The sequence below is a fragment of the Pseudomonas sp. GW823-FHT06B06 genome, from assembly GCF_058795195.1.
Map to the genome: position 1 here is coordinate 26,739 of NZ_JBXAHO010000043.1, position 26,218 is coordinate 52,956.

The window sequence follows — 26,218 nt, forward strand, 5'->3', positions numbered from 1 at the left end:
ACCTAGTGGCAGCAAAGCTTGCCGTTGCGGCAAAAACACGATGCCGAAATGTCCACATCCGCCCGGGCCATGGCCAGGTTGAGACGAACCTGCGCAGCGGCCGCTTCGCCATCGCGACCCAGGCGCTTCAAGCATTCCACGTAGCCGTGCAGGCTCCACACGTTGTCCAGGTGCCAGGACGCGCGACTGAGGGTGTTGTCCAGGCCCAGGTCGGCACGATAGGCGTGCAGGGCTTCTTCCACCCTGCCCTGTTCCAGCAACAGCGCGCCCAGTGCGTGGCGCACCGGTTGCATCCAGCCCCAGGGCTCGTCGTAAGGCAGGTGATCGTCCAGCGATTGCGCCTCGCGCAGATGAGCGAAAGCTTCGTCGAAATTACCTTTGCGGTACTCGATTTCGCCGCGCAGCATGCCCGCGGCCACCGCCAGGATATCGTTGCATTTGTTGTTGAAGAGGTAGCGCGTGTCCGGCACCCGGGCCCAGGCCTCAAGGAACAGGTGATGCTCGGTTTCGGCGTTGGCGACTTGCCCGCAAGCCGCAAAGGCCACGCCTTTGGCGTAGTGCAGCATGGCCGTGGTCACGCAGTACAGCGTCGGGTCCTGGGGCAATGGTGTGGCGAGGATGTCTTGCCATTTGCCGAAGCGGATCTGCACGTGGGCCTTCATCGAGACGAAGCTTTCGAGCCAGTCGGCCATGGGCGGTGTTTCCACCCGCAGGAGGTCTTCCTTGATGGTTTCGGCCAGTTGCTCGGCGGCTTCCAGGGCCGGCTGATACTGGCCGAGGAACATCGCCGAGTAGAGTTTGAAATGGTAATTGTGGCTGCGGTACAGGGTGTAGAAGTTGATTGGCCCTTCCTTGGCCAGATAGAGACTGTCGGCCTCGATTGCCCGCTGATTGGTGATCATGGCCCCGCGATAATCGCCGCAGAGCACGTCGATGTGCGACGGCATATGGCGCAGGTGTCCGGCATCCGGTACCAGGTCGCGCAGGATATCGCCCGCGCGCAGGGCCCGTTCCGGGTACGGCGACATTTCCAGGGTGTGGACGTACATGTGCAGTACGCCGGCGTGCGGCGCTTCGCCGTGTTGCTCCATGCGTTGCAGGGCCCGCTCAAGCACGGCCACGGTTTCCAGGGTGTCGGCGCCAGCCGCCGGCTGGCCGGTTTTCAAGTCCCATAACTGCCAGGGCGTGCGGTCAATCAGCGCTTCGGCGAACAGCGCCACCACATCTGGATCGTCGGGAAATCGCTGGTACACATCGCGCATGGACGCCGCATAGGCATCGTTCCAGGTGAAGAGCTCATCTACGCTGCTCGTCTGCTCGGCCTGGTAACGTTGCTGCAACGCGTGGATCAGGGCTTGCTCCACTGGCGTCGTACCTTCGAGGTGCACCAAGGCGATTTGTGTCGCCAGTCGCGCCTGGGCCACGGCCTCCTTGAGCTCTTGTTCGATGAAGGCGTCCCAGCGCTTGTTGTAGTTGGGTCCCGAGGCATAGGCGATGCCCCAGTAGGCCATCGCGCAGTTGCGGTCGTGCTCCAGGGCCTTCTGGAAACAACGGATGGCTTCGTCGTGGTTGTAGCCGTAGCACCACATCAGGCCGCGGTCGAACCAGAGTTGGGTTTGGGCTGAGCTCGTCGTCACGGAGCGGCTGTAGGTGCCCAGGTCGTAATAGTCGTGCATCGGTTTATCCTCTCGATCAGAGTGCGGAACCTGCGAAAACCCAGCATACCCCTGTGCACCTGGCCGGGCGTCATAGCCGACGACAGGCTGCGCTCTATCATCATGCCTACACGAGGCAGGCCACTGACTCTATCAATCGCATCGATGTTCACCATCACCTCAATGAAGTTCTCTTAAAAACTCCACGGCGTAACATCAGCTCCATACCAAACAACTACACCCCGGAGCACACGATCATGAAACGCCAAACCCTCCTCAGCATCGCTTTCTCGGTTTTCGCAGTTAACGCTTTTGCCGCTACCTCTGTTCAGCCTGTCGTGGCTGAAGGTGGCTCGGATCGTCTGATTGAAAGCCGGGTGGCCGAGGGTGGTTCGGATCGCTTGATCGAGAATCGCGTCGCTGCCGATGGTTCGGATCGCCTGCAAGGCAACACCGTCGCTGCCGATGGCTCCGACCGCCTGCAAGGCAACACCGTCGCCGCCGATGGCTCCGACCGCCTGCAAGGCAACACCGTCGCCGCCGATGGCTCCGACCGCCTGCAAGGCAACACTGTCGCCTGATCCCATCGCTTCACCGCACCCACAAAAAGCCCGGCCTGATCAGCCGGGCTTTTTCGTCACAGGGTTCTACCCCTGGCTCTTGATCGTCTATCCTGTGTGCCTGATTCTGGCCATGCCGCCATCCCGCCGGAGACACCTGTGCCGCCCCTTACTGCCCGAGAGATTTACCAGCAACTGCGCGACGCCGCCTTGGGCCTGCGCCCGCTCCGGCGACTTGACGGGCAAGCCGGTCCGGTATTCATCGACATCGAAGGTTGGCGCTTGAGCCTCGATGTCGACCACCTTCACTTGCGTCACTGCCTGCATTGCCAGAGCCCGGATGGCCGCGTGTTCGACGGTGGTCAGCGTTTCGGGACTGACCCGGTGAGTTTGCTCAGCACCTGGGAGCTGGCGCAGATCGAGCGGATGCTGGCCGGCGACTGAGGCGCAACCGGGATATTGCGAAAGTGCTCGCTGAACTATCGTTCATCTGGCTCAGCTGTGATACATAAGACCTGATGCGCATCCCGTGCCCGAGAGGTTGCTTATGTTCCGCTGCCCACGCTTGCCGCAAGTCCTGGCTTGCTCGCTGTTCGGCTTACTCGCCAGCGTCGCCCATGCCGCCACGCCCTCCCCGGCACCCGAAACGCTGCAGCCACTGCTGAACACCATCAATGAGCGCCTGGACATTGCCGACCTGGTGGCGCTGGCCAAGTGGGACAGTGGCAAACCGATCCAGGATACCGCACGGGAAACCCTGCTCATCAACAACGCCAGGAAGCAGGCAACCGGTAGCAACGTGAACCCGGACGAAGCCGCCGACTTGATCGCCGCGCAGATCGAAGCCAACAAGCTGGTGCAGTACGGACTGATCGCGCAATGGCAAGCCGCGCACAAGGCACCCGACCTGCCACGGCCAGACCTCACTCAACTGCGCGCAAAGCAGGACGAACTGCAAGCCCGCCTGTTGCAGCAATACGCCGCTTTCGTGCCCTATCGTGTCGATCCGGAATGCCCGCAGTGGCTGGCGGCGCAGCGCTCGGACCTGATCAAGGATGCGCTGCATGGCCAGGCGTTGATCCGCGCTACAGGGGAGCTGTGCATCACGGATCTATGATCGAAACCAATCTCCCCCCTGTAGGAGCGAGCATGCTCGCGATGGAGGTCAACGATAACGCAGCGAGCCTGACACCCCGCGGCGCTCTCAGGTTTTTCGTCGGAACGCCGCCCGGAGCGTGCTCGCTCCTACAGGAAGTGTTCTGCACGTTTTGAACAACAACAAAAAACAGGAGTTGAATATGTCTGAACTGCAACTGCACCCCAAGGCGGCAGAGTCCCTGAGCCTGTGGCACGCGATGATCCGCACCGGCGATCTCAAGGCCTTGCCTGCGTTGCTGGACCCGCAAGCGGTGTTTCGCTCGCCCATGGCCCACACGCCGTATCCCGGGGCACCGGTGGTTTCGATGATTCTCAACACGGTGTCCAAGGTGTTCGAAGATTTCACCTATCATCGCGAACTGGCGAGCGCCGACGGCTTGAACGTGATTCTGGAATTCAGCGCCAGGGTCGGCGACAAACAGCTCAAGGGCATCGACATGATCCGCTTTGACGAGCAGGGAAAAATTGTCGATTTCGAAGTGATGGTCCGGCCATTGAGTGGCTTGCAAGCCCTTGGCGAGGAAATGGGCCGGCGCCTGGGCGCCTACCTGGCCGCCAGCAAGACCTGATCGTTGTACCGCGCCTTGGCTTTTATTTCGGGTTTTTTGTCCTAACGGACTGAGATCGCGTGCTCCTAGGATACCGGACCGATTCTCCGCTCCCAGCCCGACCAGAAAACCGAGGCGCGTATGCTCGACCCCCGGACAAAAAATCCTGCCCACGCCCAACTCGCCCATGTCACCCGCATGACAGCCCTGGGCGAACTGGCAGCGTCCATCGCCCATGAAATCAATCAACCGCTGGCGGCGATCGCCAGCAGCGGCGAAGCCTGCCGCAACTGGCTGAGCCGCCCGCAGCCCGATCTGGTCGAAGCACGCAAGGCACTGCAACAAATCATCGCCAGCGCCCATCGGGCAAGCGAAATCACCCGCCATGTCTGGGCCTTGTCGCGCAAATGCGACCCGCTGCGACAGAACGAATCGCTCAACGACATTGTCAGCGAGACCTTGAGCCTGGTCCGCTGTGAACTTGCCCATCACCAGATCAGTCCGAAAATCGAGTTGGGTACATTCAACCCCCAGGTCAGTGCCGACCGCGTGCAACTGCAGCAAGTCATCATCAACCTGATCATCAACGCCTGCCAGGCCATGGATGCGGTCGACGCCACACAACGGTCACTGCTGATTCGTACCTGGGTGAAGGACAACGAGGCCGTGCTGGAGGTGGCCGACCAGGGTCCGGGGATTGCCCCCGAGGTCTTGCCGCAGTTGTTCACGCCGTTCTTCACCACCAAGGAAAACGGCCTGGGCATGGGGCTTTGCATCTGCCGCTCGATCATTGATTTCCACGCTGGCCGGATCTGGGCCACCAGCACTGTGGGCCAGGGCAGTTCGTTTCTGGTTGCCCTGCCGATACGGGCCGCCATTGAGCCCTTGGGGAATCAAACATGAACGAACGGCAGTCGCTCAACCAGATCAATCACACCGAGTCCATGGTGTTCATCGTCGACGACGATGCGCCGCTGCGCGAATCCCTCGGCAGCCTGCTGCGCTCCATCGGCCTACGGGTCGAGCTGTTCGGCTCAGTCGCCGACTTCATGCAGTACCAGCGCCCGGACACCGACAGTTGCCTAGTGCTGGATGTACGGTTACAAGGCAGCAGCGGCCTGGACTTTCAAAACGAACTGGCCGTCGCCGGCATCAAGGTACCCATCGTGTTCATCACCGGGTACGGCGACATCGCCATGACAGTGCGAGCGATGAAAGCTGGCGCGGTGGATTTCCTGACCAAGCCGTTTCGTGAACAGGACCTGATCGATGCGGTGTGCGCCGCCCATGGTCGTGATAAACAGCGTCGCGAGTCCGAGCGCCACGCCGAGCAATTGCAAGCGCGCCACCAGACGTTGACCGCGCGGGAACAAACCGTGATGACGCTGGCGACTTCGGGCTTGATGAACAAGCAGATAGCCGGGGAAATCGGCCTGAGCGAAATCACCGTGAAAATCCACCGCGGCCAGGCCATGCGCAAGATGGGCGCACGCTCCTTTGCCGACCTGGTGCGCATGGCCGAGGTGCTCTCGGCCCGGCCCGCCAGCCGATAACTATACCCACGTATACTGTGCACCCTTTCAGGACGGCGTATCTTGCAATAATAGCGCAGTGCCTCTAAGTGCTCTGCGTGACTACGCAGGACTTCACTATGCACAACGAGGCAATGATTGCCGTCGTCGATAACGATGAATCGCTTCGAATGGCGCTGGATACTTTATTGCGATCCAGTGGCTATACGGTGCGAACCTACGTGGGGCCGTATGAATATCTCAACTCCGACGGCCCGCTTATTACATCTTGCCTGATCTGCGATATACAAATGCCGGAGATGGACGGAATCACGATGTATGAAGGACTGGCGACCAGGGGCATGCATATCCCGGTCATCTTCATCACCGGAAACCCCTGCGCGCAGCGTCGGCCGGGGTCTCAAGCCATGCAGCCGATTGCCTTTTTCCCCAAGCCCTTCCCCATCGAAAAGTTGCTCGACTGTATCAAAACAGTACTTGAGCGACGCCACTGAACTCTGGTCATTCAAGCCACTAACACTTTGGTATAGCCCGTTAATACTTAGTCATACCCGGGCTTACCCTATGTAGCAGTGTCAGCGTTAAACCCCTCGAATAACATCTGCTCAAGATTAAGCGGCACTCGATTGTTCTTCAGGAGCTAAACAATGAAACAGCAAATCTTGATTATTGGTGCAGGGTTCGGTGGGGTCTGGAGCGCGTTGAGCGCTGCCCGCCTGTTGGACAAGCACGATCGAAACGACGTCGAGATCACCGTGTTGGCTCCTCAGGCCGAGTTGCGCATCCGCCCGCGCTTCTACGAGCCTGACGTGCACACCATGACTGCACCGCTGCACGAACTGTTCGACGCCGTGGGAGTAAAATTCGTCAAGGGTTCGGCCGAGGTCATCGACGAGCACAACAAACAGGTCCGCTACACCAACGCCGCGGGCATCCAGGGCACGCTGACCTATGATCGCCTGGTGCTGGCCGCCGGCAGCAAGCTGATGCGTCCGCCGGTCGAAGGCATGCTGGAGCACGCCTTCGATGTCGACGAGATCGAATCCGCCACTCGCCTGGAAGCTCACATCAAGTCACTGAAGGACAAGCCGGTCAGCGCCGCCCGCAATACCGTGGTGGTGGCTGGCGGTGGTTTCACCGGGATTGAAACCGCGACCGAAATGCCGGCACGCCTGCGTGCCGTCCTCGGTGAAAACGTCGACATCCGGGTCATCGTGGTTGACCGTGCCCCGCAAGTCGCCGCTGCTCTGGGCGATGGGATCCGCCCCTCGATCGTCGAAGCCTCGCAGCACCTGGGCATCGAGTGGGTTCTCAACGCTACCGTTGCCGCGGTCGATGCCAATGGCGTCATCCTTGCCGATGGCCAGCGCATCGAATCCAACACCGTGATCTGGACCGTCGGTTTCCGTGCCAACTCGCTGACCGAACAAGTGCAAGGTACTCGCGATCATCAGGGCCGCCTGCATGTCGATCAGCACCTCAAGGTGCGAGGCCACGCCGATGTGTACGCCAGCGGCGACGTGGCCTACGCTGCCACCGATGACCAGGGTAACTTCGCGGCAATGTCCTGCCAGCATGCCATCGCCCTGGGGCGCTATGCCGGAAACAACGTCGCCGCGGAGCTGCTGGGTGTGGAGCCGATGGCCTACAGCCAACCCAAGTATGTCACCTGCCTGGACCTGGGCGCCTGGGGCGCGGTGTTCACTGAGGGCTGGGAGCGCGAGGTCAAGCTGGTCAAGCACGAAGCCAAGGAACTCAAGACCCAGATCAACACCCTGTGGATCTATCCGCCGGCGGCTGATCGTGCCGTGGCGCTGGCGGCGGCCGATCCGTTGATCCCGGTGGCCTGAAGACGATTAATACGGCCGTGCCCCCTGTCACTGCCAGTCGCAGGTAACCGACATGTATGGTTTTTTCGAGCATCCGTATCGGGTCTTGACGTTGTCCCACGTCATTTTGATCGGCGGGCTGATTGCACTGGTCGCCGGGGCCATCCTGGCCTATGGCCTGGATCAATATCTGTCGCTACCCAGCCTGGTGATGGCCCATGCCATGACGATACTCGGCCCGACCGCCATCAAGCTCGGTTATGTGATGCGCTTGCTGACGCTCAATCGCCTGCGCTGCCAGCCACTGAGCCAACCGCCTGGCCTCGCCGGGTGATGTGAAATTTCGCCTGAATCCCGGCCAGCCCACTCCTTGCTGGACCGGGACCTTTCCCAAGCGCCCGCCACTGGTTTTCTGGCGGGCGTTTTTTCTCCAGCCAGTAAACCCGTAAGAGCTAGCGGTGCGGCGATCCAACTTACCGGCGAACCCGGCGCCATGGTCTATCTGCTACCTCCCGCCACCTCAGGTTCACAACGCAGAACTTAATAGGGGCGTGTGCGCAAACTGTGCGTCGATGGCATCATCACCCGCTTTGAAGGTTTCGATGTCGACGGTGAACGGTTCACCCAGCTGTTCGGCATGCCCTGGCCGAAACCGCCACCGCCCTGATCGACTAAGGAAGCGCCCTGATGCGTATCAAATCACTGCTAGCGTGCGCCGGCATGCTCCCGAGCCAAATGGCCGTGGCTGGCACCCTGCCACAGGTGCAGGCTGCCGAGCGCCAGGCAACAGAGAGCACCCGATGACGGCCATCGTTCGGCCACGGCCGATGCTGATTACCCTGGGTCTGTTATTGCTGCTGGTGTTCTGGCTGTCCCTGGCCCTGGGGCCGGTCAGCCTGCCGCTGGGCGATACATTGCTGGCCGGGTTGCGGCTGCTCGGATTGCCGGTGGAGGGAGACGACAGCCAACAGGCGCAGCTGATCCTCGGCCAGATTCGCCTGCCGCGCAGTTTGCTCGGCATCGCGGTGGGAGCGGTGCTCGCGTTGTCCGGCGTGGCCATGCAAGGGTTATTTCGCAATCCGCTGGCAGACCCGGGGCTGGTCGGAGTGTCCGGCGGCGCGGCGCTGGGCGCGGCTGTCGCCATCGTCGGTGGCAATCTGCTGGGCGGTTTGCCGCCGGCCATCGAGCCGTACCTGTTGTCGGTATGCGCATTCGCCGGTGGCCTGATCGTCACGGCGGTGGTGTATCGCTTTGGCCGCAGCGACGGCCAGACCAACGTCGCCACCATGTTGTTGGCGGGCGTGGCGATGACCGCCATGGCCGGGGCCGGGGTCGGCCTGTTTACCTACCTGGCCGATGACGCCACGCTGCGCACCCTGACCTTCTGGAACCTGGGCAGCCTCAACGGCGCCAGTTACCCGCGCCTGTGGCCGCTGCTGATCGTGGCAGTCGGCGTGGCGTTGTGGTTGCCGCGGCGCGCGGCGGCGCTCAACGCGCTGCTGTTGGGGGAGTCCGAAGCCCGCCACCTGGGCTTCAATGTCGAGCGGATCAAGCTTGAGCTGGTGCTGTGCACCGCGCTGGGTGTGGGGGCCGCAGTGGCGGCGGCCGGCCTGATCGGCTTTATCGGCCTGGTGGTACCGCACCTGATGCGACTGCTGGTCGGTCCCGATCATCGGGTGTTGCTGCCAGCTTCATTGCTGGCCGGCGCCAGCCTGTTGTTGCTGGCCGATCTGGTCGCGCGTTTGCTGCTGGCGCCGGCCGAGTTGCCGATCGGCATCGTCACCGCGCTTATCGGTGCGCCCTTCTTCCTTTATCTGCTGGTACGGGGGCGTTCCTGATGCTACGGGCCAACAATTTAATGGTGCGACGCGGCAATCGCACGGTACTGGCGGACATCGACATCGAGCTGCATCCGGGTCAAGTCCTCGGCGTGCTGGGCCCCAACGGCGCCGGTAAAAGCACGCTGCTGGCCGCCTTGTGCGATGAGCTGCCGGCCAACGCAGGCACGGTCAGCCTAGACGAACGTGCACTCGCCGACTGGCCGGGCCAGGAGCGAGCCAGACGCCTGGCGGTCTTGCCCCAGAGTTCGAGCCTGAACTTTGCCTTCTCAGTCAATGAAGTGGTGGGCATGGGTCGCCTGCCCCATGCCAGCGGGCGCGTGCGCGATGCGCAAATTGTCGCCCAGGCCCTGAGTGCCGCCGACGCCCTGCACCTGGCGGGACGCAGTTATCTGGCCCTGTCCGGTGGCGAACGCCAGCGTGTGCACCTGGCGCGCGTGCTCGCACAATTGTGGCCGGGTGCCGAGGGTCAGACCCTGCTGCTCGATGAGCCGACCTCAATGCTCGATCCGCTGCACCAGCACACCATCCTGCAAGCGGTGCGCGATTTCGCCGGGCGCGGTGCGGCGGTACTGGTGATCCTGCACGACCTGAACCTGGCTGCCCGTTATTGCGATCATTTGTTGCTGTTGCAGGAGGGTCGCCCGCACGCCTATGGTCCACCGGATGAAGTCCTGAACGCCCAGGCGCTGGAAGCAGTGTACGGGCTGCAAGTGCTGATTCAGCGGCATCCGGAACGCGGTCATCCGTTGATTATCGCGCGCTGATCCCCGCCGTTCTAAAAGGAAAACCGATGCGCATTGTGCTGTTATTCCTGGTCAGCCTGCTGGCTGCCTGCCAAACCCATTACGTCGCAGCGCCGCCACCAGCGATCGCCCCGCAAGGGCGAGATCACGCCGATCTCGGGTTGATCCGCGAACTCGCCAGCGGACGCGCCCTCACCCCGCAGGAGCTGGTCGAGCGCCTGGCGGTTGCGCCACGGGTGCTGGTCGGCGAGCAACACGACAACCCCGATCACCATGCCTTACAACTGTGGTTGCTGCGCCAACTGGCGGCGCAGCGCCCGCAAGGCAGCCTGTTGATGGAAATGCTCAACCCCGACCAACAGGCAAAAGTCGATGCGGCCCAGGCCGCGACCCGTGCCGGCCAACCACCAGCCGACGCTTACCAGGCGCTGTCCTGGCAGGCCAACTGGGATTGGGGCATCTACGGCCCACTGGTCACCTACGCCCTGCGCCAACCCTACCCACTGCTGTCGGCCAACCTGGACCGGGCGCAGATCATGCAGATCTACAAACAGCGCCCGACGCTCAGCGGTGAAGCGTCCACTACCCAAAGGGTACAAGCGACATTGCTGGACGATATCCGCGAGTCCCATTGCGGCTTGCTGCCCGAAGCGCAAATGCCGGCGATGCTCGCTGTGCAGCAACAGCGTGACCGGCGCATGGCCGAACGCCTGCTGGCGGCACCGACGCCTGCGCTATTGCTGGCCGGGGCGTTCCATGTGCGCAAGGATCTGGGGGTGCCGTTGCACCTGCAGGACCTCGGCGCTGGCGAAGGTAACGCAGTGCTGGTGCTGGCTGAAGTGGGCAAGACCGTGAGCGCCGACAGCGCGGATTATGTGTGGTATACGGCAGCGCAACCGGAGCAGGACCATTGCGCGACATTGCGTCGCTAGTTCGTTAACTGATCCGGGATTTTTGGCGGGGCAACTATCGCTTTCGCGAGCAAGCCCGCTCCCACAGGGGGCTGGTGTGCACCGATCCATTGTGGGAGCGAGCCTGCTCGCGAAGACGGCATCACAGTCAGCCACCCTCCTCAGGGTGATGGGAAGGTCTGGATGTAAGCCAGCAAATCATCGATCTTCTCTCGATCGCTGATCCCCCAGAAAATCATCCGTGTGCCCGACACCACGGCTTTCGGGTCCTCGATGTACGCCGCCAGTTTTTCCCGCGTCCAGACAATGCCCGACGATTTCATCGCATCGGAGTACTGATAGTCCGTGGTGCTGCCGGCAACCCGTCCGACAACACCGTTGAGTTGCGGACCAAAAAACGCCCGCGCCGACTCGCCGATCTGATGGCAGCCACCACACACCCGCTTGAACAGTTTACCGCCCGCCTCGGCATCGCCCTGCGCGTTCGCTTGCGTGGCGAACAGGCCTGTACCGAGGGTCAGGACGAGGGTCATCACGGCCGCTTTGTTCATTTCCAGTTCCAGCCCGAAGCGAAAAAATGGCTGCCATTTGAGCACGACCAAGGCCCTGAACCGAAGCTTTTCAGACGCGCGAGGCCAAGGCCTGCCGTCCATCCCGCCAACCCACGCCCCGCGTTCGCCCGCCTAGACTAGCTATTCACGACGTGCGTGGCACGCCACTCCAACAGACGGAGGCTCAACCATGAAAATTGTCGTCATCGGCGGTACCGGCTTAATTGGAACACAACTGTGCAAACTCCTGCGCGAAGGCGGACATGATGTGGTGCCCGCCACGCCGAGTACCGGCGTCAACGCCGTCACCGGAGAAGGCTTGCAGGCAGCCCTGCAGGGCGCTGACGTGGTGGTTGACGTCGCCAATTCACCTTCGTTCGAAGATGCCGCCGTGCTGGAATTCTTCGAAAAATCCGGGCGCAACCTTGCCGCCGCCGAGGAGGCCGCCGGGGTCAAGCATCACGTCGCGCTTTCGGTAGTGGGCACGGAACGGATGCTCGAAAGCGGCTACTTTCGCGCCAAGATGGCCCAGGAAGAGATCATCAAGAAAGCCGGTGTGCCTTACTCGATCCTGCGCGCTACGCAGTTCTTCGAGTTCATCGGCGCCATTGCACAATCAGGCGCACAAGGCGACACCATTCGCCTGACATCGGCCGCCCTGCAGCCGATCGCCTCGGCCGATGTCGCCGCGGCACTGGCCAAAATTGCCGTGGCGGCGCCCACCGGCAAAATCGAGGAAGTGGCTGGCCCTGACAAACAACCTCTGGTGTCGTTCGCAAAAACCTACCTGCAACACACCAAGGATCAGCGTGAAGTGATTACCGACGACAACGCCGGATATTACGGCGCGATCATCAACGACCAGTCACTGACCCCTGGCGCCAATCCCATCCTCGGCAAGATTCACTTCGATCAATGGCTCAAGAGCGCTGGCGTCTAATAAGGCAAACCGCGTACACATTCAGGAGAGTCCCATGCGAACCCACGTTCTCCTCGCCCTGCTTGCACTGTCCACTCTGCCAGCCCGGGTCCTGGCCGCCGACGCGCCGCACCCGGATGTCAAGGAAGTGTCGGTCACGGCGCTGCCCGATTACCCCGGCAAGGAAGTGCTGATGCTCACCGTCGAATACCCGCCGGGCGGTGCCGACCCGGTTCATCGACACGACGCCCACGGCTTCATCTATGTGCTCGAAGGCTCGATCGTCATGGGGGTCAAGGGTGGCAAGGAAGTCACGTTGAAGCCCGGACAAAGCTTCCATGAAGGACCCAACGACATACACACGGTGGGCCGCAATGCCAGCAACGACAAGCCGGCGAAGTTTGTCGTCTTTCTATTGAAGGACCAGGGTAAGCCGCCGGTGTTGCCTGCCGATTGATCATCGCCCGGCATACTCGCGTATGAGTGGCTAATACCTGGATGTTGATCTTGACAACCTATGCATAAGTGACGGGATTTTTCAGGCAATTAAGATGCAGGCATCGAATGTCCGGGCTGCAATAGCCGGCATTCATGCCTGCCCACTTGTTGCTTGAACAATCCCCGAGACTTATTAGGTGAACATGATGAACACCCCCCGCCTTGCAGTAGGACTTGCCCTCTTTTCGGCCCTCGGTTTGCTCGCGGCCAACGCACAGGCCGCCGAAGCGGGAGCCGGAACGTCCGGCGCCCACACGGCCGTGCACAACGCTGCCGAGGAGGGTGCAGACCGCACCAAGGAACCACAACTGGCTGCCGATGGTGCGCAGCGTCTCAAGCAGAATCAGGTCGCCGAAGGTGGGGCTGATCGTTTGAGAGAACGGCAACTGGCCGAGGGCGGTGCCGATCGCCTGCGCGAGCGGCAACTGGCATCGGACGGTTCCGATCGACTGAAGCAAAACAACGTTGCCGCAGGCGGATACAACTCGATGCGCGGGACAAGGGTGGCAGAAGGTGGCTCCGACCGCCTGCGGCACAATCATTACGCCGATGGCAGCAATGGCTACGATGCCAGCTCCGACGTCATGCCCTATTTCTGCATGGAATGCCGCTGATCTCCTGTAGGAGCGAGCATGTTCCGGGCGGCGTTCCGACGATGGTCGTGAACGATAACGCGTAGAACCAGATGCCCAGCGGCGCCCGTGGGTTTCTCGCGAGCATGCTCGCTCCTACAAGGGTAAATCTCATGCACAAAAAAATCCGGAGTCCTGTGAATGGGTCCGGATTTTTTGTTGCGCGTGTAGTCAGTCCTTGAAATCGGTGGACAGTGCCAGCTCGTTCCATTGCGCCAATTCCTGGGCGACAAAGCGGTTTTTCGCTTCGATGCGCGCGATGGTATCGCTGCCCAGTGCCAGCCGTTGTGGCGGCTTCGGTGCATTGACCAGGGCCAGCATGGCGTCGGCGAACTTCACCGGATCGCCCGGCTGGGCATGGTTGGCGGCTTCGGCATGCTTGCGCATGGCGCCGACGGTTTCATCGTAGTCCGACAGTTCCAGCGCGGTCTTCACCAGCGATTGCTCGTCGAGGAAGTCGGTGCGGAAGAAGCCCGGCTCGACCACCGTGGCATGTATCCCTAGCGGCGCCAGTTCCTGGTGTAGCGCTTCGGTAATACCTTCTACCGCAAACTTGGTGGAACCGTAGACACCCCAGCCCATGTAGGCGTGGTAGCCGCCGATGGAAGAAATGTTGATCACATGTCCGCTGCGCTGGCGACGCATGTGCGGCAGTACCGCCCGGGTCACGTTGAGCACGCCGAAGACGTTGGTGGCGAACAGACGCTCGGTCTCGCTGGCGCTGGTTTCTTCCACCGCGCCCAGCACGCCGAACCCGGCATTGTTGATCAGCACATCGATGCGGCCGAAACGCTTGATGCCTTCTGCGACGGCCTGATGCGCTTGCTCCTCGCGGGTCACGTCCAGGCGCACGGCCAACAGGTTGGGATGATCGCCGAGCCTGGCAGCTATTTCTTCGGGCTTACGGGCCGTGGCAATCACCGCGTCGCCGGCACGCAGAGCACGTTCTGCGATGAGAGTACCAAAACCACGGGAAGCCCCAGTAATGAACCAAGTACGCATTTCAACTCCTCCTCTCAGCGACCCGAGCGTTATTGCCGGGCCTTCTTGATGAGTTGACGCTACTTTAAAACTGCCTTACTGATGTGATAATCCCAGCAATATTGCATGACTTTGTGAAAGGTATTCACATATGAAAGCGCCTTCGGCCGCTGACCTCTCGACCTTCCTGTGCGTGGCCAATCACCTGAACTTCAGCCGCGCAGCGGTCGAACTGGGGCTGACCCCTTCTGCTTTGAGCCATGCGGTGCGCACCCTGGAGAACCGACTCGGTGTCAGGCTGTTCAATCGCACCACCCGCAGCGTCGGCCTGACCGAAGCCGGCGAGCGTCTCTTTGCCCGACTCAAACCGGCCTTTCGTGATATCGACGATGCCCTGGAAGACCTGAACCATTATCGCGAAAAACCCTCGGGCAACCTGAGAATCACCGCGGGTCGCCAGGCCGCCGAACTGGTGTTGCTGCCACTGGCCAGCAAGTTCCTCGAAGCCTATCCGGACGTCAAACTGGAGATCGTGACAGACGACGCGCTGGTCGATGTGGTGGCGCAGGGTTTTGACGCCGGCGTACGCTTCGGCGCTCGGTTGGAGGCGGACATGGTCTCCCTGCCGATTGGCAGCTTCATGCGTTCCGTGGTCGTGGGTTCAGCGGATTTTTTCCGTAAACATCCCATTCCGCAAAAACCCGAGGATTTGCATGGCCTGCCGTGCATCCGCCATCGTTTCCCCAGTGGCGCTATGTATCGCTGGGAGTTCGAACGGGGTGCAATCGCCCAGGAAATCGAGATAGACGGCCCGCTGACCCTGGGCGACGTCAGCCTGATGGTCGGCCCGGCGTTGCAAGGCGTCGGCGTGGCCTACATCTTCGAAGACATGGTCAAGGCGCAGATTGCGGACGGCAGCTTGATCCAGGTGCTGGGCGACTGGTGTCCCTACTACCCCGGCCTGCATCTGTACTACCCAAGCCGACGGCATGTGCCGGCAACGCTCAAGGCTTTCATCGAATTTGCGCGAGCGGCACGGGAGGTCGCTCCACGATAGGTTTTTTTGGAACCTGTAGGAGCGAGCATGCTCGCGAAAAACCTGAGGGCACCGCGGGGTGCCAGGCTCCCCGCATCATCGTTGACGACCATCGTCGGAACACGGCCCGGAACATGCTCGCTCCTACAATAAATCGGGTGCAGCCGGCCTCAACCACCGGGGCGGTCTGCTACAGTTCGCAAGCCTCGTTTTCCCGAACCTTCCTCAATGTGGTGGGTTTGCCCCCGGCCGAATGGCTCAAGCGCGATGGCTGTGAAACAGGCGAAGACGTGCCGCCGCTGACGGCGCGGGTCGTACAATCTGCTGAAAATTTTTACCCCAAGAGAGCACCGATGATCACCTGCTACCTGAAATACGTTATCGACCCCTACCAGCTCGAGGCCTTCGAGCATTACGGAAAATTGTGGATCCCCCTGGTAGAAAAATTCGGTGGCCAGCATCACGGCTATTTCCTGCCATCCGAAGGCGCCAACAACATCGCCATGGCGATGTTCACCTTTCCAAGCCTGGCGGCCTACGAAAGTTACCGCCAACAATCGATGAGCGACCCAGAGTGCATTGCCGCCTTCAAACTCGCCGAAGATAAAAAGTTCATCCTCAACTATGAGCGGAGCTTTCTGCGGCCGGTGTTCGGCGACCGGGATCGCTGATTCAGTCTTGGCGCAGGTCCAGGCAATAGGTGAAGTAGCCCGGATCGCGCACATAGCCCAGTGACTCATACAGGCGCTGGGCACTGCAGTTGTCGGTGGCGGTTTCCAGGGTCATGCCCTTGGCTCCCATCAACCGCGCAAAGTCGCGGGCGGTATTCATCAGCAGCGTACCAACGCCTTTGCCCCGGGCGGCGGGCGTGGTGAACAGGTCGCCGAGCAGCCAGGTGCGGTGCGCGTCGATGGAGGAAAAGGTTGGGAACATCTGCACGAAACCCAGCGCCTGGCCGACGGTGTCCTCGGCGAAGAAGATCACCGACTCGTCGCGGGCAATGCGTTCGGCGATGAAGTCGCGGGACTGGGGCAGGTTCGACGGCTGGCCGTAGAAGCCACGATAAGCGTCGAATAACGGCGCGATCGTGTCGATGTGGGAGGCGTCGGCGCGAAGGGCCAGGATAGCCATGAGGGTGCTCCATTGCGGTCTTGGGAGTTTGAGCCTAGCAATGGCAATCGAATTTTTCCTGTGGGAGCGAGCCTGCTCGCGAAGGGGCCATGACATTCAACATTGATGTTGACTGGTCCATCGCTTTCGCGAGCAGGCTCGCTCCCACACAGGATTTGCTTAAACGCGCACGTTACGTCCTGGCAAGGTCGTGCGCTGGCTGTTTTCCCAATTCTCTACCAGCCCCACTGGCACATCCGACGCTGGCAACATCTTTACCCCGCGAACCAGGTCCGAAGCCCGTTCGGCGAGCATGATGGTCGGCGCATTGAGGTTGCCGTTCGGTTCGGTCGGGAACACCGAAGAGTCGATGACCCGCAAGCCCTTGATGCCATGCACCCGCAGCTCGGAATCCACCACCGCCATGTCGTCCTCGCCCATGCGGCACGAGCCACAGGGGTGGTAAGTGCTTTCGAGGTTGTCACGAACAAAGGCATCAAGGTCTTCATCGCTGGTCACCAGCGCTCCGGGGGCGATTTCGCCGTCGCGGAAACGGTCCATGGCTTTCTGGCCGATGATCTCCCGGGTCAGGCGGATGCAGCGGCGGAAGCCTTCGCGGTCCTCTTCGCGCTCCAGGTAGTTGAAGCGAATCTCCGGGTGTTCGTACGGATCGGCCGACCGCACGCGCACATAGCCACGGCTTTTCGGTTTGTTTGGCCCTGTGAGCACCATGAAACCGTGGCCCTTGATCGGCTTGTTGCCGTCGTAGCGCATCGCTGCCGGCAGGAAGTGGAACTGGATGTCCGGCCAGCGCAGGCCCTTCTCGGAGCGAATGAAACCACCGGCCTCGAAGTGGTTGGTGGCGCCCAGGCCGTCCTTGAACAGCAGCCAGCGCAAACCGATCATCAATTTGCTCAGCGGGTCCATCTTGCTGTTGAGCGTCACCGGTTCCTTGCAGCCGAACTGGATGTACACCTCGGCGTGATCCTGCAGGTTCTCCCCTACGCCCGGCAGGTCATGGCGCACGCCGATCCCGGCCTTGCGCAGGACCTCGGCCGGGCCGATGCCGGAGCGTTGCAGCAGGTGCGGCGAACCAATCGGCCCGGACGAGATCAGGACTTCGCGGTTGCAATAAACCTGGTGGGTCTGACCCCCGTGGTCATACATCACCCCGACTGCACGCTTGCCTTCGAGGATGACCTGGCGCGTCATCGCATGGGTAATCACCGTCAGGTTCGGACGGCCCATGGCCGGACGCAAGTAGGCGTTGGCCGTGGAGCAGCGCACGCCATTTTTCACGGTCATGTGCATCGCACCGAAACCTTCCTGCATGTAGCCGTTGCAATCTTCGGTCTTGATGTAGCCCGCCTCCGCGCCGGCTTCGACCCAGGCCCCGTACAACGGATTTTTCATGTGATTGCCGTTGGTGGTGTGCAGTGGTCCGGTCTGCCCGCGATAGCTGTCGCCACCGGACTCGTAGCTTTCGGCGCGCTTGAAGTACGGCAGGCAATTCTTGTAGCCCCAGCCCTGGGCGCCGAGGGATTCCCATTCGTCGAAATCCAGGGCGTGGCCGCGAATGTACACCAGGCCATTGATCGACGACGAACCACCCAGCACCTTGCCCCGCGGGCAATGAATGCGCCGGCCGTTGAGGTAGGTTTCCGGCTCGGTTTCGTAGCGCCAGTTGTACTTCTTGGTGTTCATCGGGATCGAGAACGCACTGGGCATCTGGATCACCACGCTCTTGTCGCTGCCGCCGAATTCCAGGACCAGCACCGAGGTGGCCGGGTCTTCGCTCAGGCGGTTGGCCAACACACAACCTGCCGAGCCTGCGCCAATGATGATGTAGTCGTATTTTTGCGTGGTCATTCTTTGCGTGGTCATGGCTATCTCCCGACCGTCGTTTGAGTGAATACCGGCCGTGGTTGCTGTTTATGGGTCAGCGTGTCGCCAGTGGTGTATTGCGGGGAGGTTATTTCGACCTGCTGGATAACGGCCTCTTCGCGCGCAAGGTCGATCGAACGGCTCAGCCAGTAGTACGCCAGGCCCGAGACGATCAGCCCCACCAGCCAGGCGATGTCGATGCTGCCCAGGGCCTTGGCCAGCGGGCCGACATACACTTCGCGTTGCTCGACGCCGTCGTAGATGTAGAAGAACGGAATCATCGAGATAAAGCCGATGGCATAGGCGGCGATGCCACGCAGGCCCCAGTTGCCGTAGATGTTGCCGTGGGGCATGAAGAAGTGCGGGATGGCGTAGCGGCCCTTGCGCACGAAGAAATAGTCCGTGAGGTTGACCGAGGTCCAGGGCACCAGGAAGTACAGCATCACCACCAGGTAGATGCCGAGCACCGACAGGCCTTTGCCGGAACTCTGGATGCTCAGGGCCACGCCCAGTTGCAGCAGGATCACGAACGCGATGGCGAGGATCCGCGCCTTGCGGGTCGGCTCGATGTGCCTGATCGAATCGACACAGGTCAGGGTAGTCAGCTTGGCGCTGTAGATGTTCATCGCGATCACCGGCAGGAACGCCAGGATGGTCACCACCACGACCGCGGTGCCCATCAGTGGCGACACGGTGTTGCCGACTTGACCCAGGGCCACCAGCACATCCGTGGAGTGCAGGTGATCGGCCAGCCAGCCACCGACGGAAATCATCCACGCTCCGGACAACGAAGCGCCGAGAAACACCACGGCGATCAGCTTGCCGCTGGAGGTGTTCTTTGGCAGGTAACGCGAGTAGTCCGACACGTAGGGGGCATAGGCGATGTTGTAACTCGCCGCGGCCGCGAACTGCGCGATGAAACCGGTCCAGTTGAAGCCCAGCGGTGCGGGGGCCGCTTCGCCCTCGGCCAGCGCCGGCAACACGGCGTCCGGTACCCAGCCCATCAACACCGCCAGGGTCACCAGGCCGTACAGCGGCAGCGACAGGCACAACGCCCATTTGAAGCTGCGGTGCATCCAGTCATGGCCGAGGATCGCCAACACCGCCGCCGGGAGGGTCACCGCCACCGCGATCACCGCGGGGCTGAAACCGAACAGCGTGTGCAGGCCCTGCATCATCAGCACCAGGTTGACGATGTTGAACCCGGCGAACACGAACAGCGTCGCCAGCAGCACCAGGATCACCCCACGGTAACCGAACTGCGCGCGGGACTGGATCATCTGTGGCAAGCCGAGGTGCGGGCCTTGCGAACCGTGAAACGCCATGAACAGCGTGCCAAACATGATGCCCAGGGTGCCGGCGAGTGTGGTCCAGAGCGCGGTCAGGCCGACGCTTGGGCCGACGAAGCCGATGGTCATGGTGAAGAAGGTGAAATTGCCGAGGAACCAGAACGGGCCCTGGCTCGACAGTTTGTCGGTGCGCTCGTTCTCGGGGATGAAGTCAATCGAATGCCCCTCGACAACGGATTTGTCGTCGAGGGAAGACACACTCGTGGCGGACTTGGCGTTAGTGTTCATGATGGACTCTTATTGTTGGAAGATCATGACGAGATAACCGCGTTCTTTTCGCGCGTCCGTGCCGATTGACCTGTAGGAGCGAGCCTGCTCGCGATGAGCCCAGGAACACCACGGGGTGTCAGGTTGCCAGCGTTATCGTTGGCGACCATCGCGAGCATGCTCGCTCCTACAGGGGGCTGGCGTCAGCCAGGCAAGGTGATCCACACCGCCTTGGTTTCGAGCAAGTAATCGAGCTGCTCGGCGCCCAGGTCCTTGCCGAACCCGGACTGCTTGTAGCCACCGAACGGCATCGACGGGTCGAGGGTGCCGTGGGCGTTGACGTAGACCGAGCCGGCCTTGAGGCGTGGTATCAGGCGATGCACCTTGCCCAGGTCGTTGGAGTACAGGGCAGCCGCCAAGCCAAAAGCTGAGTCATTGGCCAGGGCCAGGGCCTCTTCATCATCATCGAACTTTGCTGTCACCAGCACCGGACCGAAGATTTCTTCCTGGACGATGCGCATGTCGTTTCGGCAGTTGGCGAAGATGGTCGGCTCGACGAAGAACCCCGGACCATCGACAGGTTGGCCGCCGTACACCAGTTCGGCGCCTTCGGCCTTGCCGGTCTCGATGTACTCGGTAACGCGCTGCTTTTGCAGGGCCGACACCAGTGGGCCGATGAAGCAGTCCGGGTCCAGGCCCGGGGCCATTTTCAGGGTGCGTGTATAGGCGATCAGCTCACGCAGGAATTCGTCATGGACGCTGCTATGAATATAAGCCCGCGTACCGGCATCGCATACCTGCCCGGAGTTGAAAAATACGCCATTGGCGACCGCTTGTGCCGCGGCCGGAATGTCGGCATCGGCAAACACGATGACTGGCGACTTTCCACCGAGTTCGAGGGTCAGCCGCTTCATGTCGTCCAGCGCCGCGCGGCCAACGGTAAGGCCCACCGGGGTGGAACCGGTGAAGGTCAATTTGTCGATGCCGGGGTGGGTGGTCATGGCCGCGCCGACCACGCTGCCGCGACCAGTGACAATGTTGATCACGCCGTCCGGAATGCCCGCTTCCTGCACCAGTTCCGCGAAACGCAGGGCCGACAGCGAGGTCAGCTCAGCGGGCTTGACCACCACGGTGCAACCGGTGGCCAGCGCCGCGCCAAGTTTCCAGGCCATGGTTTGCAGCGGGAAGTTCCACGGCACGATGGCGCCGACCACCCCTACCGCTTCCTTGCGTGTATAGGCCAGGTAATTACCCGGCAGCGAAGGCTCGACGGTGCGCCCGTGGAGCTTGGTGGCCCAACCGGCGAAATAGCGCAGTGTATCGACGGTGCCCTGGATATCGACGTCCTTGGCGAAGGCTACCGACTTGCCCATGTCGATCGATTCGATTTGCGCCAGCTCGTCGGCGTTCTGTTCGATCAAATCCGCCAGGCGCTGGATCAGGCGTTCGCGTTGCGCCGGTTTTGCCTGGCTCCATTCACCCCCATCGAACTGCGCGCGGGCTGCTTGCACGGCGCGGTCCAGGTCTTCAGTGGTGCCCATGGGAATGCGGGTGATCAGGCCTTCGGTCGAGGGCTCGATGACTTCGGACGTCTGGCCGTCGCTGGCGTCGACCCAGGTACCGCCTATGAACATCTTCTGCGCTTTGCTAAGGAAGGTCTGGGTGGCTTCGCTGACACCAAACTTCTGCAGGTAACTTTTGACGATCGTGTCCATTTTTATTCTCTCTGCCCGGCAGTCAGTTCCTGCCGGGTCTTCGTGGTTTCGATATTCAGGCTGGCCAGCTCTTAAGCCAGCGATTCGCTTTCGGCGGCGGCTCGCACCAAGCCCCGCTCGTGGAAGATGAAGCCGATGCTGTTCAGCAGCAGCTGCGCAGCGAGGATCGAGGTCATGCCGGTCGGGTCGTACACCGGTGCCACCTCCACCAGGTCCATGCCAACGATGTTGCCTTTGCTGCGCTTGGCCAGGGCCTGGATGATTTCCAGCACTTCGTAGTAGAGGAAGCCGCCGTGGCTCGGGGTGCCTGTGCCGGGGGCGATGGACGGGTCGAAACCGTCGATGTCGATGGTGATGTAGTAGTTGATGTTCTGCGGGATCAGCGCCAGTACACCTTCGACGCCAAGGCGACGCACATCGCGCACCGAGAGGATCTTCGAACCGGCCTCGTGAGCCGCTTCGTAGTCGTCGCGGTTGGACGACGAGACGTTGCGGATGCCCATCTGGGTCATGCCGACAATGTGGTTCATTTCCGAGGCGCGGCGCAGCGGGTTGCCGTGGCCGTAACGCACGCCGTGGCGCTCGTCGACGAAGTCCAGGTGTGCATCGAAGTGGATGATGTGGATCGGGCCGCGCCCTTCGAACGCCTTGATGACCGGTGCGTGCACCGAGTGATCGCCGCCCAGCACCACCGGCATCACACCGGCATCGAGGATCTTGCGCACCGCGTATTCGGTGTTCTTGTTACTGGTGGCCATGTCGGTGTGGACGATGTCGGCATCACCGACGTCGACCATGCGCACGTCCGATGCGGTGAGGTACATCACGTCATCTTCGTGATCGTAGGCCCCGGCGTGGCCGAAGGAAAACAGCGTCGATGCTTCACGAATCCCGCGTGGTCCGAAGCGTGCGCCGGAGCGCCACTGGGTGCCCATGTCGTTGGGCACGCCAAGCACCGCGACGTCGGCATCCAGCGCATCCCAATCGGTGCACACCGGGGATTTGCCAAAGGTGCAATGACCCACGAATGGCAGGTTCAGACGACCGGATTCATAACCGTTGTTCGACATTTCTAGCCTCTCCACTTCTTGTTATCGGCTTGGCGGAACTGCAAGGCGACCGCCGTTGGAAAGACTATGAGCGCAGGTTTTCGTGGAAAAAATGCTAAACATCAGATACTCATATCGGCATTCCCGATGCATCCCCATGCCGGAGGTTCCCGATGATCCAACTGCACGATGTCGACCTGAAACTGCTCAGGGTATTTGCCACGATTGTCCGCTGCGGCGGTTTCTCCGCCGCCCAGGCGGCGTTGAACGCCGGGCAGTCGACCATCAGCGAACAGATGACCCATTTGGAAACCCGCCTTGGGGTCAAGCTCTGCCAGCGCGGGCGCAGCGGCTTTCGCCTGACCGAGCAAGGCGTGGCGATCCATGAAGCCACCCAGCGCCTGCTGTCGGCAGTGGAAAATTTCTGCATGGACGCCGACGTACTCAAGCAGCACATCAGCGGCAAGCTCAACCTGGGGATCATCGACACCACCATCACCGACCCCGATTCGCCGATCCCGCGCACCACCCAGCGCTTCGTGTCGCGCGGGCATGACGTACACCTGAACGTGTACGTCGGCACTCCGGCAGAACTGGAAGAACGGGTGCTCGACGGTCGCCTGCACCTGGCCATCGGGCATTTTCCGATCCATGTACCGGGCCTGCTGCAATCGCCGCTGTATCAGGAAGCGCTGGGCTTGTATTGCGGGCGCCGGCACCCGCTGTATGGGAGCACGGCCGAAGGTGCCGAGTTGCTCGAAGAAATCGGCGCGGGTCGCATCGTCGTACGCGGCTACATGCAGCAATACGACCTGGAACACTTGGGCGTGAGCAAGGCGGCGGCCACCGTGGACAATATCGAAGCCTCGGCGATCCTGATCATCTCCGGCGCCTACATGGGTTTTCTGCCCGAGCACTTCGCCGCCCAGTGGCTCAAGTCAGGCGAAATGCATCAACTGGGCCCGGCGAGCCTGCGGCTGAAATCACCGTTCGACGTGATCACCCGGCGCGGTGTGGCACCGCCGCCGATCCTGCAGGCGTTTCTCGAGGACCTGGCGGCCAGCACCCGCAAAACGGCCAATGGATGACGTGACGCTCGCCAAACTCGAATTCGCCCCGGCATACTGATTTTCGTTCGCCCATCTTGCAGGCCTGTCATGCGCATCCACGTCACCTTCATCGACCGCGTCGGCATCACCCAGGAAGTGCTGGCCCTGCTCGGCGGGCGCAGCTTCAATCTGGACGCCGTGGAGATGGTGCCGCCGAACGTCTACATCGACGCCCCGACCCTCGGCGCCGAAGTACTGGAAGAGTTGCGCGAGGCACTGTTCGGCGTGCGCGGTGTGCAGGCGGTGACCCTGGTCGACATCCTTCCGGGGCAACGTCGGCGCCTGCAACTGGACGCCTTGCTGGCCGCCAGTTCCGACCCGGTGCTGGCGGTCGATGATCGTGGGCACGTGCTGCTGGCCAACCCGGCATTGATCGCCCTGTGCGGTCGCGAACCGGCCGGTGAATCTCTGAGCGCGCTGTTCGACGATGCCGATTTGCAACGCACCTTGATCGCCCAGCATTTCCGCCTGCCCATGCACGAGGTCAGTCTTGGTGGCCACACGTTGCTGCTCGACGCCATGCCGATTACCGACGCTGGCGCCCTGCTCACCCTCTATCAGCCGAATCGCATTGGTGAACGCCTCTCGGCGCTACACCATGATCACGCCGAAGGTTTCGATGCGCTGCTCGGCGAGTCGCCGCCGATCCGCTCGCTCAAGGCCCGCGCGCAACGGGTGGCGGCCCTCGACGCACCGCTGTTGATCCAGGGTGAAACCGGCACCGGCAAGGAACTGGTGGCCCGCGCCTGTCACGCAATCAGCGGTCGCCGCGATAAGCCGTTCCTGGCCCTCAATTGCGCGGCGCTGCCCGAGAGCCTGGCCGAAAGCGAGCTGTTCGGCTACGCCCCCGGAGCGTTCACCGGGGCACAACGGGGTGGCAAGCTCGGGCTGCTGGAACTGGCTGACCAGGGCACGGTATTTCTCGACGAAGTCGGCGAGATGTCGCCGTACCTGCAAGCCAAGCTGCTGCGTTTTTTGAGTGATGGCTGCTTCCGCCGGGTCGGGGGCGATCGCGAGGTCAAGGTCAATGTGCGGATCCTCAGCGCGACCCACCGCGACCTGGAAAAAATGGTCGCCGAAGGGCACTTTCGCGAAGACCTGTTCTACCGCCTCAATGTCCTCAACCTGCAGGTGCCGCCACTGCGCGAACGTGGCCACGACATCCTGTTGATGGCCCAGCACTTCATGCAGCAGGCTTGCGCGCAGATCCAGCGCCCGGTCTGTCGCCTGGCGCCCAGCACCTTTCCCGCCCTGCTTGGAAACCGCTGGCCGGGTAATGTGCGGCAACTGCAAAACGTGATCTTTCGCGCGGCGGCGATCTGCGAGAACCCGTTGGTGGACATTGACGACCTGGACATTGCGCGCACCGCTGTGGAGCGCCGGAACGATGGCGAGGTGGGCAGCCTTGAGGAGGCTGTCGAGGGGTTTGAAAGGAATTTGCTGGAGCAGCTTTACCAAAGTTATCCATCCAGCCGGCTACTCGCGGCGCGCCTGCAAACGTCCCATAGTGCGATTGCCATTCGGTTGCGCAAGTACGGCATACCCAACAAGTCGTAAGACCACCTCGGTCAAATGTGGGAGCGGGCTTGCTCGCTCCCACAGGGACTGAGTACCACTTTGATGCTGTGTGCAAATCGATACAGCGTATCGAAATCAAGACAAAACCTTCTCAACCTGTCTACACCGGACTTCGGCCCCTTCCCTTCCCGTGCCTGTCTTGATTTCAATACGGCAACCGCGCATCAATTTGCCCAATAAATCACTAAGCCATTGATTTAAAACAACTAATCAACCTTGGCACCACCCTTGCTATCTCTCCTCCAGCCAAGCTCGCTACCCACACCCGAGCCTGCCCATCGCCTCCGCCACCTGCAGCGGATGAGTCTGAACAATGAGGAGTTGATATGAGCGAATTGCGTTTTACCGTCGAACACGAATGGCTGCGCACCGAAGCTGACGGCACTGTCACCGTTGGCATCACGGCGTTTGCCCAACAGGCATTGGGGGATGTGGTATTCGTTCAGGTGCCTGAGTTGGGCAGCTTCGACGCCGGAGCCGAAGTGTCGGTCGTGGAATCGGTGAAAGCCGCCAGCAGCATCGGCATGCCGTTGGACGGTGAGGTGCTGCACGTGAATTCGGAACTGGACAGCAACCCGGAGCTGGTCAACGAAGACCCGCTGGGCGAAGGCTGGTTCTTCCGTTTCCAGCCCGCTGACGCTGCCGCGCTCGGCCAACTGCTGGATCAGGCCGCCTACGACCGCCTGATCCAAGACCAGATCGACGCCTGAGGACTGCCCATGACCGCCCTCCTCGACACACATGACGAATTCATCGCCCGCCACATCGGCCCCCGCGCCGGTGACGAGCAGGCCATGCTCAACACCCTCGGCTTCGACTCCCT

Annotated in this window: 29 protein-coding genes; 21 read left to right on the forward strand and 8 right to left on the reverse strand. The window is 61.5% G+C overall.

Annotation, left to right across the window (positions count from 1 at the left end; translation table 11 throughout):
- Window positions 1-2: 2 nt before the first annotated feature.
- Window positions 3-1,676, reverse strand: a complete 1,674-nt coding sequence (locus AC1Q8Q_RS27465; RefSeq protein WP_168758517.1) for a tetratricopeptide repeat protein — start codon at window positions 1,674-1,676, stop codon at window positions 3-5.
- Window positions 1,677-1,912: 236 nt separating this feature from the next.
- Between AC1Q8Q_RS27465 and AC1Q8Q_RS27470 the strand changes: the two genes are divergently transcribed.
- From AC1Q8Q_RS27470 to AC1Q8Q_RS27525, 12 genes are all read left to right on the forward strand, one after another.
- Window positions 1,913-2,236, forward strand: a complete 324-nt coding sequence (locus AC1Q8Q_RS27470) for a hypothetical protein (RefSeq protein ID WP_179055144.1) — start codon at window positions 1,913-1,915, stop codon at window positions 2,234-2,236.
- 138 nt (window positions 2,237-2,374) lie between these two features.
- Window positions 2,375-2,659: a DUF7693 family protein gene (locus AC1Q8Q_RS27475; RefSeq protein WP_020796918.1), complete on the forward strand. Its 285-nt coding sequence runs from the start codon at window positions 2,375-2,377 to the stop codon at window positions 2,657-2,659.
- A 103-nt stretch (window positions 2,660-2,762) separates the two neighbouring features.
- On the forward strand, window positions 2,763-3,332 hold the full coding sequence (locus AC1Q8Q_RS27480; RefSeq protein WP_020796917.1) for a chorismate mutase: 570 nt from the start codon (window positions 2,763-2,765) through the stop codon (window positions 3,330-3,332).
- Between the two features lie 181 nt (window positions 3,333-3,513).
- A complete protein-coding gene (locus AC1Q8Q_RS27485; protein ID WP_033043395.1) occupies window positions 3,514-3,942 on the forward strand; it encodes a nuclear transport factor 2 family protein in 429 nt (142 codons plus the stop codon).
- 120 nt (window positions 3,943-4,062) lie between these two features.
- On the forward strand, window positions 4,063-4,824 hold the full coding sequence (locus AC1Q8Q_RS27490) for a sensor histidine kinase (protein WP_083349357.1): 762 nt from the start codon (window positions 4,063-4,065) through the stop codon (window positions 4,822-4,824).
- Window positions 4,821-5,474: a response regulator transcription factor gene (locus AC1Q8Q_RS27495; protein WP_083349358.1), complete on the forward strand. Its 654-nt coding sequence runs from the start codon at window positions 4,821-4,823 to the stop codon at window positions 5,472-5,474. Before AC1Q8Q_RS27490 ends, AC1Q8Q_RS27495 begins: the two co-directional genes overlap by 4 nt.
- Window positions 5,475-5,572: 98 nt before the next feature.
- The gene (locus AC1Q8Q_RS27500; RefSeq protein WP_492615748.1) at window positions 5,573-5,947 is read left to right on the forward strand and encodes a response regulator transcription factor; all 375 of its coding nucleotides are present in this window, start codon (window positions 5,573-5,575) and stop codon (window positions 5,945-5,947) included.
- Between the two features lie 153 nt (window positions 5,948-6,100).
- Window positions 6,101-7,303, forward strand: a complete 1,203-nt coding sequence (locus AC1Q8Q_RS27505) for an NAD(P)/FAD-dependent oxidoreductase (RefSeq protein WP_020796911.1) — start codon at window positions 6,101-6,103, stop codon at window positions 7,301-7,303.
- Between the two features lie 52 nt (window positions 7,304-7,355).
- On the forward strand, window positions 7,356-7,616 hold the full coding sequence (locus AC1Q8Q_RS27510) for a transmembrane sensor/regulator PpyR (protein WP_492615749.1): 261 nt from the start codon (window positions 7,356-7,358) through the stop codon (window positions 7,614-7,616).
- A gap of 520 nt (window positions 7,617-8,136) precedes the next feature.
- Complete coding sequence (locus AC1Q8Q_RS27515; protein ID WP_162276376.1) at window positions 8,137-9,120, forward strand: FecCD family ABC transporter permease; 984 nt, start codon at window positions 8,137-8,139, stop codon at window positions 9,118-9,120.
- Entirely contained in the window at window positions 9,120-9,887 is a 768-nt protein-coding gene (locus AC1Q8Q_RS27520; protein ID WP_492615750.1) for a heme ABC transporter ATP-binding protein, read from the forward strand. Before AC1Q8Q_RS27515 ends, AC1Q8Q_RS27520 begins: the two co-directional genes overlap by 1 nt.
- Before the next feature lie 26 nt (window positions 9,888-9,913).
- Complete coding sequence (locus AC1Q8Q_RS27525; protein WP_492615751.1) at window positions 9,914-10,798, forward strand: ChaN family lipoprotein; 885 nt, start codon at window positions 9,914-9,916, stop codon at window positions 10,796-10,798.
- 140 nt (window positions 10,799-10,938) lie between these two features.
- Here the strand turns inward: AC1Q8Q_RS27525 and AC1Q8Q_RS27530 are convergent, their stop codons facing one another.
- Complete coding sequence (locus tag AC1Q8Q_RS27530; RefSeq protein WP_492615752.1) at window positions 10,939-11,328, reverse strand: c-type cytochrome; 390 nt, start codon at window positions 11,326-11,328, stop codon at window positions 10,939-10,941.
- A gap of 190 nt (window positions 11,329-11,518) precedes the next feature.
- Between AC1Q8Q_RS27530 and AC1Q8Q_RS27535 the strand changes: the two genes are divergently transcribed.
- The 3 genes from AC1Q8Q_RS27535 (at window position 11,519) to AC1Q8Q_RS27545 (ending at window position 13,359) form a co-directional block, all read left to right on the forward strand.
- Entirely contained in the window at window positions 11,519-12,268 is a 750-nt protein-coding gene (locus AC1Q8Q_RS27535; RefSeq protein WP_492615753.1) for an SDR family oxidoreductase, read from the forward strand.
- A 34-nt stretch (window positions 12,269-12,302) separates the two neighbouring features.
- Complete coding sequence (locus AC1Q8Q_RS27540; RefSeq protein WP_492598798.1) at window positions 12,303-12,704, forward strand: cupin domain-containing protein; 402 nt, start codon at window positions 12,303-12,305, stop codon at window positions 12,702-12,704.
- Window positions 12,705-12,891: 187 nt separating this feature from the next.
- Window positions 12,892-13,359, forward strand: a complete 468-nt coding sequence (locus AC1Q8Q_RS27545) for a hypothetical protein (protein WP_492615754.1) — start codon at window positions 12,892-12,894, stop codon at window positions 13,357-13,359.
- Between the two features lie 189 nt (window positions 13,360-13,548).
- Here AC1Q8Q_RS27545 and AC1Q8Q_RS27550 read toward each other — a convergent pair whose 3' ends face one another.
- The gene (locus tag AC1Q8Q_RS27550) at window positions 13,549-14,379 is read right to left on the reverse strand and encodes an oxidoreductase (protein ID WP_083349367.1); all 831 of its coding nucleotides are present in this window, start codon (window positions 14,377-14,379) and stop codon (window positions 13,549-13,551) included.
- 130 nt (window positions 14,380-14,509) lie between these two features.
- Between AC1Q8Q_RS27550 and AC1Q8Q_RS27555 the strand changes: the two genes are divergently transcribed.
- Both AC1Q8Q_RS27555 and AC1Q8Q_RS27560 read left to right on the forward strand, forming a co-directional pair.
- Window positions 14,510-15,415 carry a LysR family transcriptional regulator gene (locus AC1Q8Q_RS27555; RefSeq protein ID WP_492615755.1) on the forward strand — a complete coding sequence of 302 codons (906 nt, stop codon included), beginning with the start codon at window positions 14,510-14,512 and terminating at the stop codon, window positions 15,413-15,415.
- Between the two features lie 332 nt (window positions 15,416-15,747).
- A complete protein-coding gene (locus AC1Q8Q_RS27560; RefSeq protein WP_151144103.1) occupies window positions 15,748-16,065 on the forward strand; it encodes an NIPSNAP family protein in 318 nt (105 codons plus the stop codon).
- Between the two features lies 1 nt (window position 16,066).
- Here the strand turns inward: AC1Q8Q_RS27560 and AC1Q8Q_RS27565 are convergent, their stop codons facing one another.
- The 5 genes from AC1Q8Q_RS27565 to speB all read right to left on the reverse strand — a co-directional run bounded on the left by AC1Q8Q_RS27565 (window position 16,067) and on the right by speB (window position 22,729).
- Window positions 16,067-16,525: a GNAT family N-acetyltransferase gene (locus AC1Q8Q_RS27565; protein ID WP_168758523.1), complete on the reverse strand. Its 459-nt coding sequence runs from the start codon at window positions 16,523-16,525 to the stop codon at window positions 16,067-16,069.
- 159 nt (window positions 16,526-16,684) lie between these two features.
- Window positions 16,685-18,373: a choline dehydrogenase gene (gene betA, locus AC1Q8Q_RS27570; RefSeq protein WP_020796891.1), complete on the reverse strand. Its 1,689-nt coding sequence runs from the start codon at window positions 18,371-18,373 to the stop codon at window positions 16,685-16,687.
- Between the two features lie 17 nt (window positions 18,374-18,390).
- A complete protein-coding gene (locus AC1Q8Q_RS27575) occupies window positions 18,391-19,965 on the reverse strand; it encodes a purine-cytosine permease family protein (RefSeq protein ID WP_020796890.1) in 1,575 nt (524 codons plus the stop codon).
- Window positions 19,966-20,147: 182 nt separating this feature from the next.
- The gene (locus AC1Q8Q_RS27580; RefSeq protein ID WP_492615756.1) at window positions 20,148-21,659 is read right to left on the reverse strand and encodes an aldehyde dehydrogenase family protein; all 1,512 of its coding nucleotides are present in this window, start codon (window positions 21,657-21,659) and stop codon (window positions 20,148-20,150) included.
- A gap of 71 nt (window positions 21,660-21,730) precedes the next feature.
- Window positions 21,731-22,729, reverse strand: a complete 999-nt coding sequence (gene speB, locus AC1Q8Q_RS27585) for an agmatinase (RefSeq protein ID WP_020796888.1) — start codon at window positions 22,727-22,729, stop codon at window positions 21,731-21,733.
- Window positions 22,730-22,881: 152 nt separating this feature from the next.
- On the opposite strand from speB, the gene AC1Q8Q_RS27590 reads away from it, so the two are divergent.
- From AC1Q8Q_RS27590 to AC1Q8Q_RS27605, 4 genes are all read left to right on the forward strand, one after another.
- Window positions 22,882-23,796 carry a LysR family transcriptional regulator gene (locus AC1Q8Q_RS27590; RefSeq protein WP_020796887.1) on the forward strand — a complete coding sequence of 305 codons (915 nt, stop codon included), beginning with the start codon at window positions 22,882-22,884 and terminating at the stop codon, window positions 23,794-23,796.
- A gap of 69 nt (window positions 23,797-23,865) precedes the next feature.
- A complete protein-coding gene (gene gcsR / locus AC1Q8Q_RS27595; protein ID WP_151142734.1) occupies window positions 23,866-25,374 on the forward strand; it encodes a transcriptional regulator GcsR in 1,509 nt (502 codons plus the stop codon).
- A gap of 347 nt (window positions 25,375-25,721) precedes the next feature.
- Complete coding sequence (gene gcvH / locus AC1Q8Q_RS27600; protein WP_020796885.1) at window positions 25,722-26,105, forward strand: glycine cleavage system protein GcvH; 384 nt, start codon at window positions 25,722-25,724, stop codon at window positions 26,103-26,105.
- 9 nt (window positions 26,106-26,114) lie between these two features.
- The coding region (locus AC1Q8Q_RS27605; RefSeq protein ID WP_492615757.1) for a hypothetical protein at window positions 26,115-26,218 on the forward strand (104 nt) is incomplete at its 3' end.

What these genes read in the sequence shown, in the direction of transcription:
- AC1Q8Q_RS27545 (WP_492615754.1), top strand. Translation starts at nt 12,892, where the DNA reads ATGAACACCCCCCGCCTTGCAGTAGGACTTGCCCTCTTTTCGGCCCTC.
- AC1Q8Q_RS27565 (WP_168758523.1), bottom strand. Translation starts at nt 16,525, where the DNA reads ATGGCTATCCTGGCCCTTCGCGCCGACGCCTCCCACATCGACACGATC.
- AC1Q8Q_RS27480 (WP_020796917.1), top strand. Translation starts at nt 2,763, where the DNA reads ATGTTCCGCTGCCCACGCTTGCCGCAAGTCCTGGCTTGCTCGCTGTTC.
- AC1Q8Q_RS27505 (WP_020796911.1), top strand. Translation starts at nt 6,101, where the DNA reads ATGAAACAGCAAATCTTGATTATTGGTGCAGGGTTCGGTGGGGTCTGG.
- AC1Q8Q_RS27575 (WP_020796890.1), bottom strand. Translation starts at nt 19,965, where the DNA reads ATGAACACTAACGCCAAGTCCGCCACGAGTGTGTCTTCCCTCGACGAC.
- AC1Q8Q_RS27535 (WP_492615753.1), top strand. Translation starts at nt 11,519, where the DNA reads ATGAAAATTGTCGTCATCGGCGGTACCGGCTTAATTGGAACACAACTG.
- AC1Q8Q_RS27550 (WP_083349367.1), bottom strand. Translation starts at nt 14,379, where the DNA reads ATGCGTACTTGGTTCATTACTGGGGCTTCCCGTGGTTTTGGTACTCTC.
- AC1Q8Q_RS27540 (WP_492598798.1), top strand. Translation starts at nt 12,303, where the DNA reads ATGCGAACCCACGTTCTCCTCGCCCTGCTTGCACTGTCCACTCTGCCA.
- gcsR (WP_151142734.1), top strand. Translation starts at nt 23,866, where the DNA reads ATGCGCATCCACGTCACCTTCATCGACCGCGTCGGCATCACCCAGGAA.
- speB (WP_020796888.1), bottom strand. Translation starts at nt 22,729, where the DNA reads ATGTCGAACAACGGTTATGAATCCGGTCGTCTGAACCTGCCATTCGTG.
- AC1Q8Q_RS27530 (WP_492615752.1), bottom strand. Translation starts at nt 11,328, where the DNA reads ATGAACAAAGCGGCCGTGATGACCCTCGTCCTGACCCTCGGTACAGGC.
- AC1Q8Q_RS27555 (WP_492615755.1), top strand. Translation starts at nt 14,510, where the DNA reads ATGAAAGCGCCTTCGGCCGCTGACCTCTCGACCTTCCTGTGCGTGGCC.
- gcvH (WP_020796885.1), top strand. Translation starts at nt 25,722, where the DNA reads ATGAGCGAATTGCGTTTTACCGTCGAACACGAATGGCTGCGCACCGAA.
- AC1Q8Q_RS27510 (WP_492615749.1), top strand. Translation starts at nt 7,356, where the DNA reads ATGTATGGTTTTTTCGAGCATCCGTATCGGGTCTTGACGTTGTCCCAC.
- AC1Q8Q_RS27560 (WP_151144103.1), top strand. Translation starts at nt 15,748, where the DNA reads ATGATCACCTGCTACCTGAAATACGTTATCGACCCCTACCAGCTCGAG.
- AC1Q8Q_RS27580 (WP_492615756.1), bottom strand. Translation starts at nt 21,659, where the DNA reads ATGGACACGATCGTCAAAAGTTACCTGCAGAAGTTTGGTGTCAGCGAA.
- AC1Q8Q_RS27485 (WP_033043395.1), top strand. Translation starts at nt 3,514, where the DNA reads ATGTCTGAACTGCAACTGCACCCCAAGGCGGCAGAGTCCCTGAGCCTG.
- AC1Q8Q_RS27470 (WP_179055144.1), top strand. Translation starts at nt 1,913, where the DNA reads ATGAAACGCCAAACCCTCCTCAGCATCGCTTTCTCGGTTTTCGCAGTT.
- AC1Q8Q_RS27525 (WP_492615751.1), top strand. Translation starts at nt 9,914, where the DNA reads ATGCGCATTGTGCTGTTATTCCTGGTCAGCCTGCTGGCTGCCTGCCAA.
- AC1Q8Q_RS27520 (WP_492615750.1), top strand. Translation starts at nt 9,120, where the DNA reads ATGCTACGGGCCAACAATTTAATGGTGCGACGCGGCAATCGCACGGTA.
- AC1Q8Q_RS27465 (WP_168758517.1), bottom strand. Translation starts at nt 1,676, where the DNA reads ATGCACGACTATTACGACCTGGGCACCTACAGCCGCTCCGTGACGACG.
- betA (WP_020796891.1), bottom strand. Translation starts at nt 18,373, where the DNA reads ATGACCACGCAAAAATACGACTACATCATCATTGGCGCAGGCTCGGCA.
- AC1Q8Q_RS27495 (WP_083349358.1), top strand. Translation starts at nt 4,821, where the DNA reads ATGAACGAACGGCAGTCGCTCAACCAGATCAATCACACCGAGTCCATG.
- AC1Q8Q_RS27590 (WP_020796887.1), top strand. Translation starts at nt 22,882, where the DNA reads ATGATCCAACTGCACGATGTCGACCTGAAACTGCTCAGGGTATTTGCC.
- AC1Q8Q_RS27490 (WP_083349357.1), top strand. Translation starts at nt 4,063, where the DNA reads ATGCTCGACCCCCGGACAAAAAATCCTGCCCACGCCCAACTCGCCCAT.
- AC1Q8Q_RS27500 (WP_492615748.1), top strand. Translation starts at nt 5,573, where the DNA reads ATGCACAACGAGGCAATGATTGCCGTCGTCGATAACGATGAATCGCTT.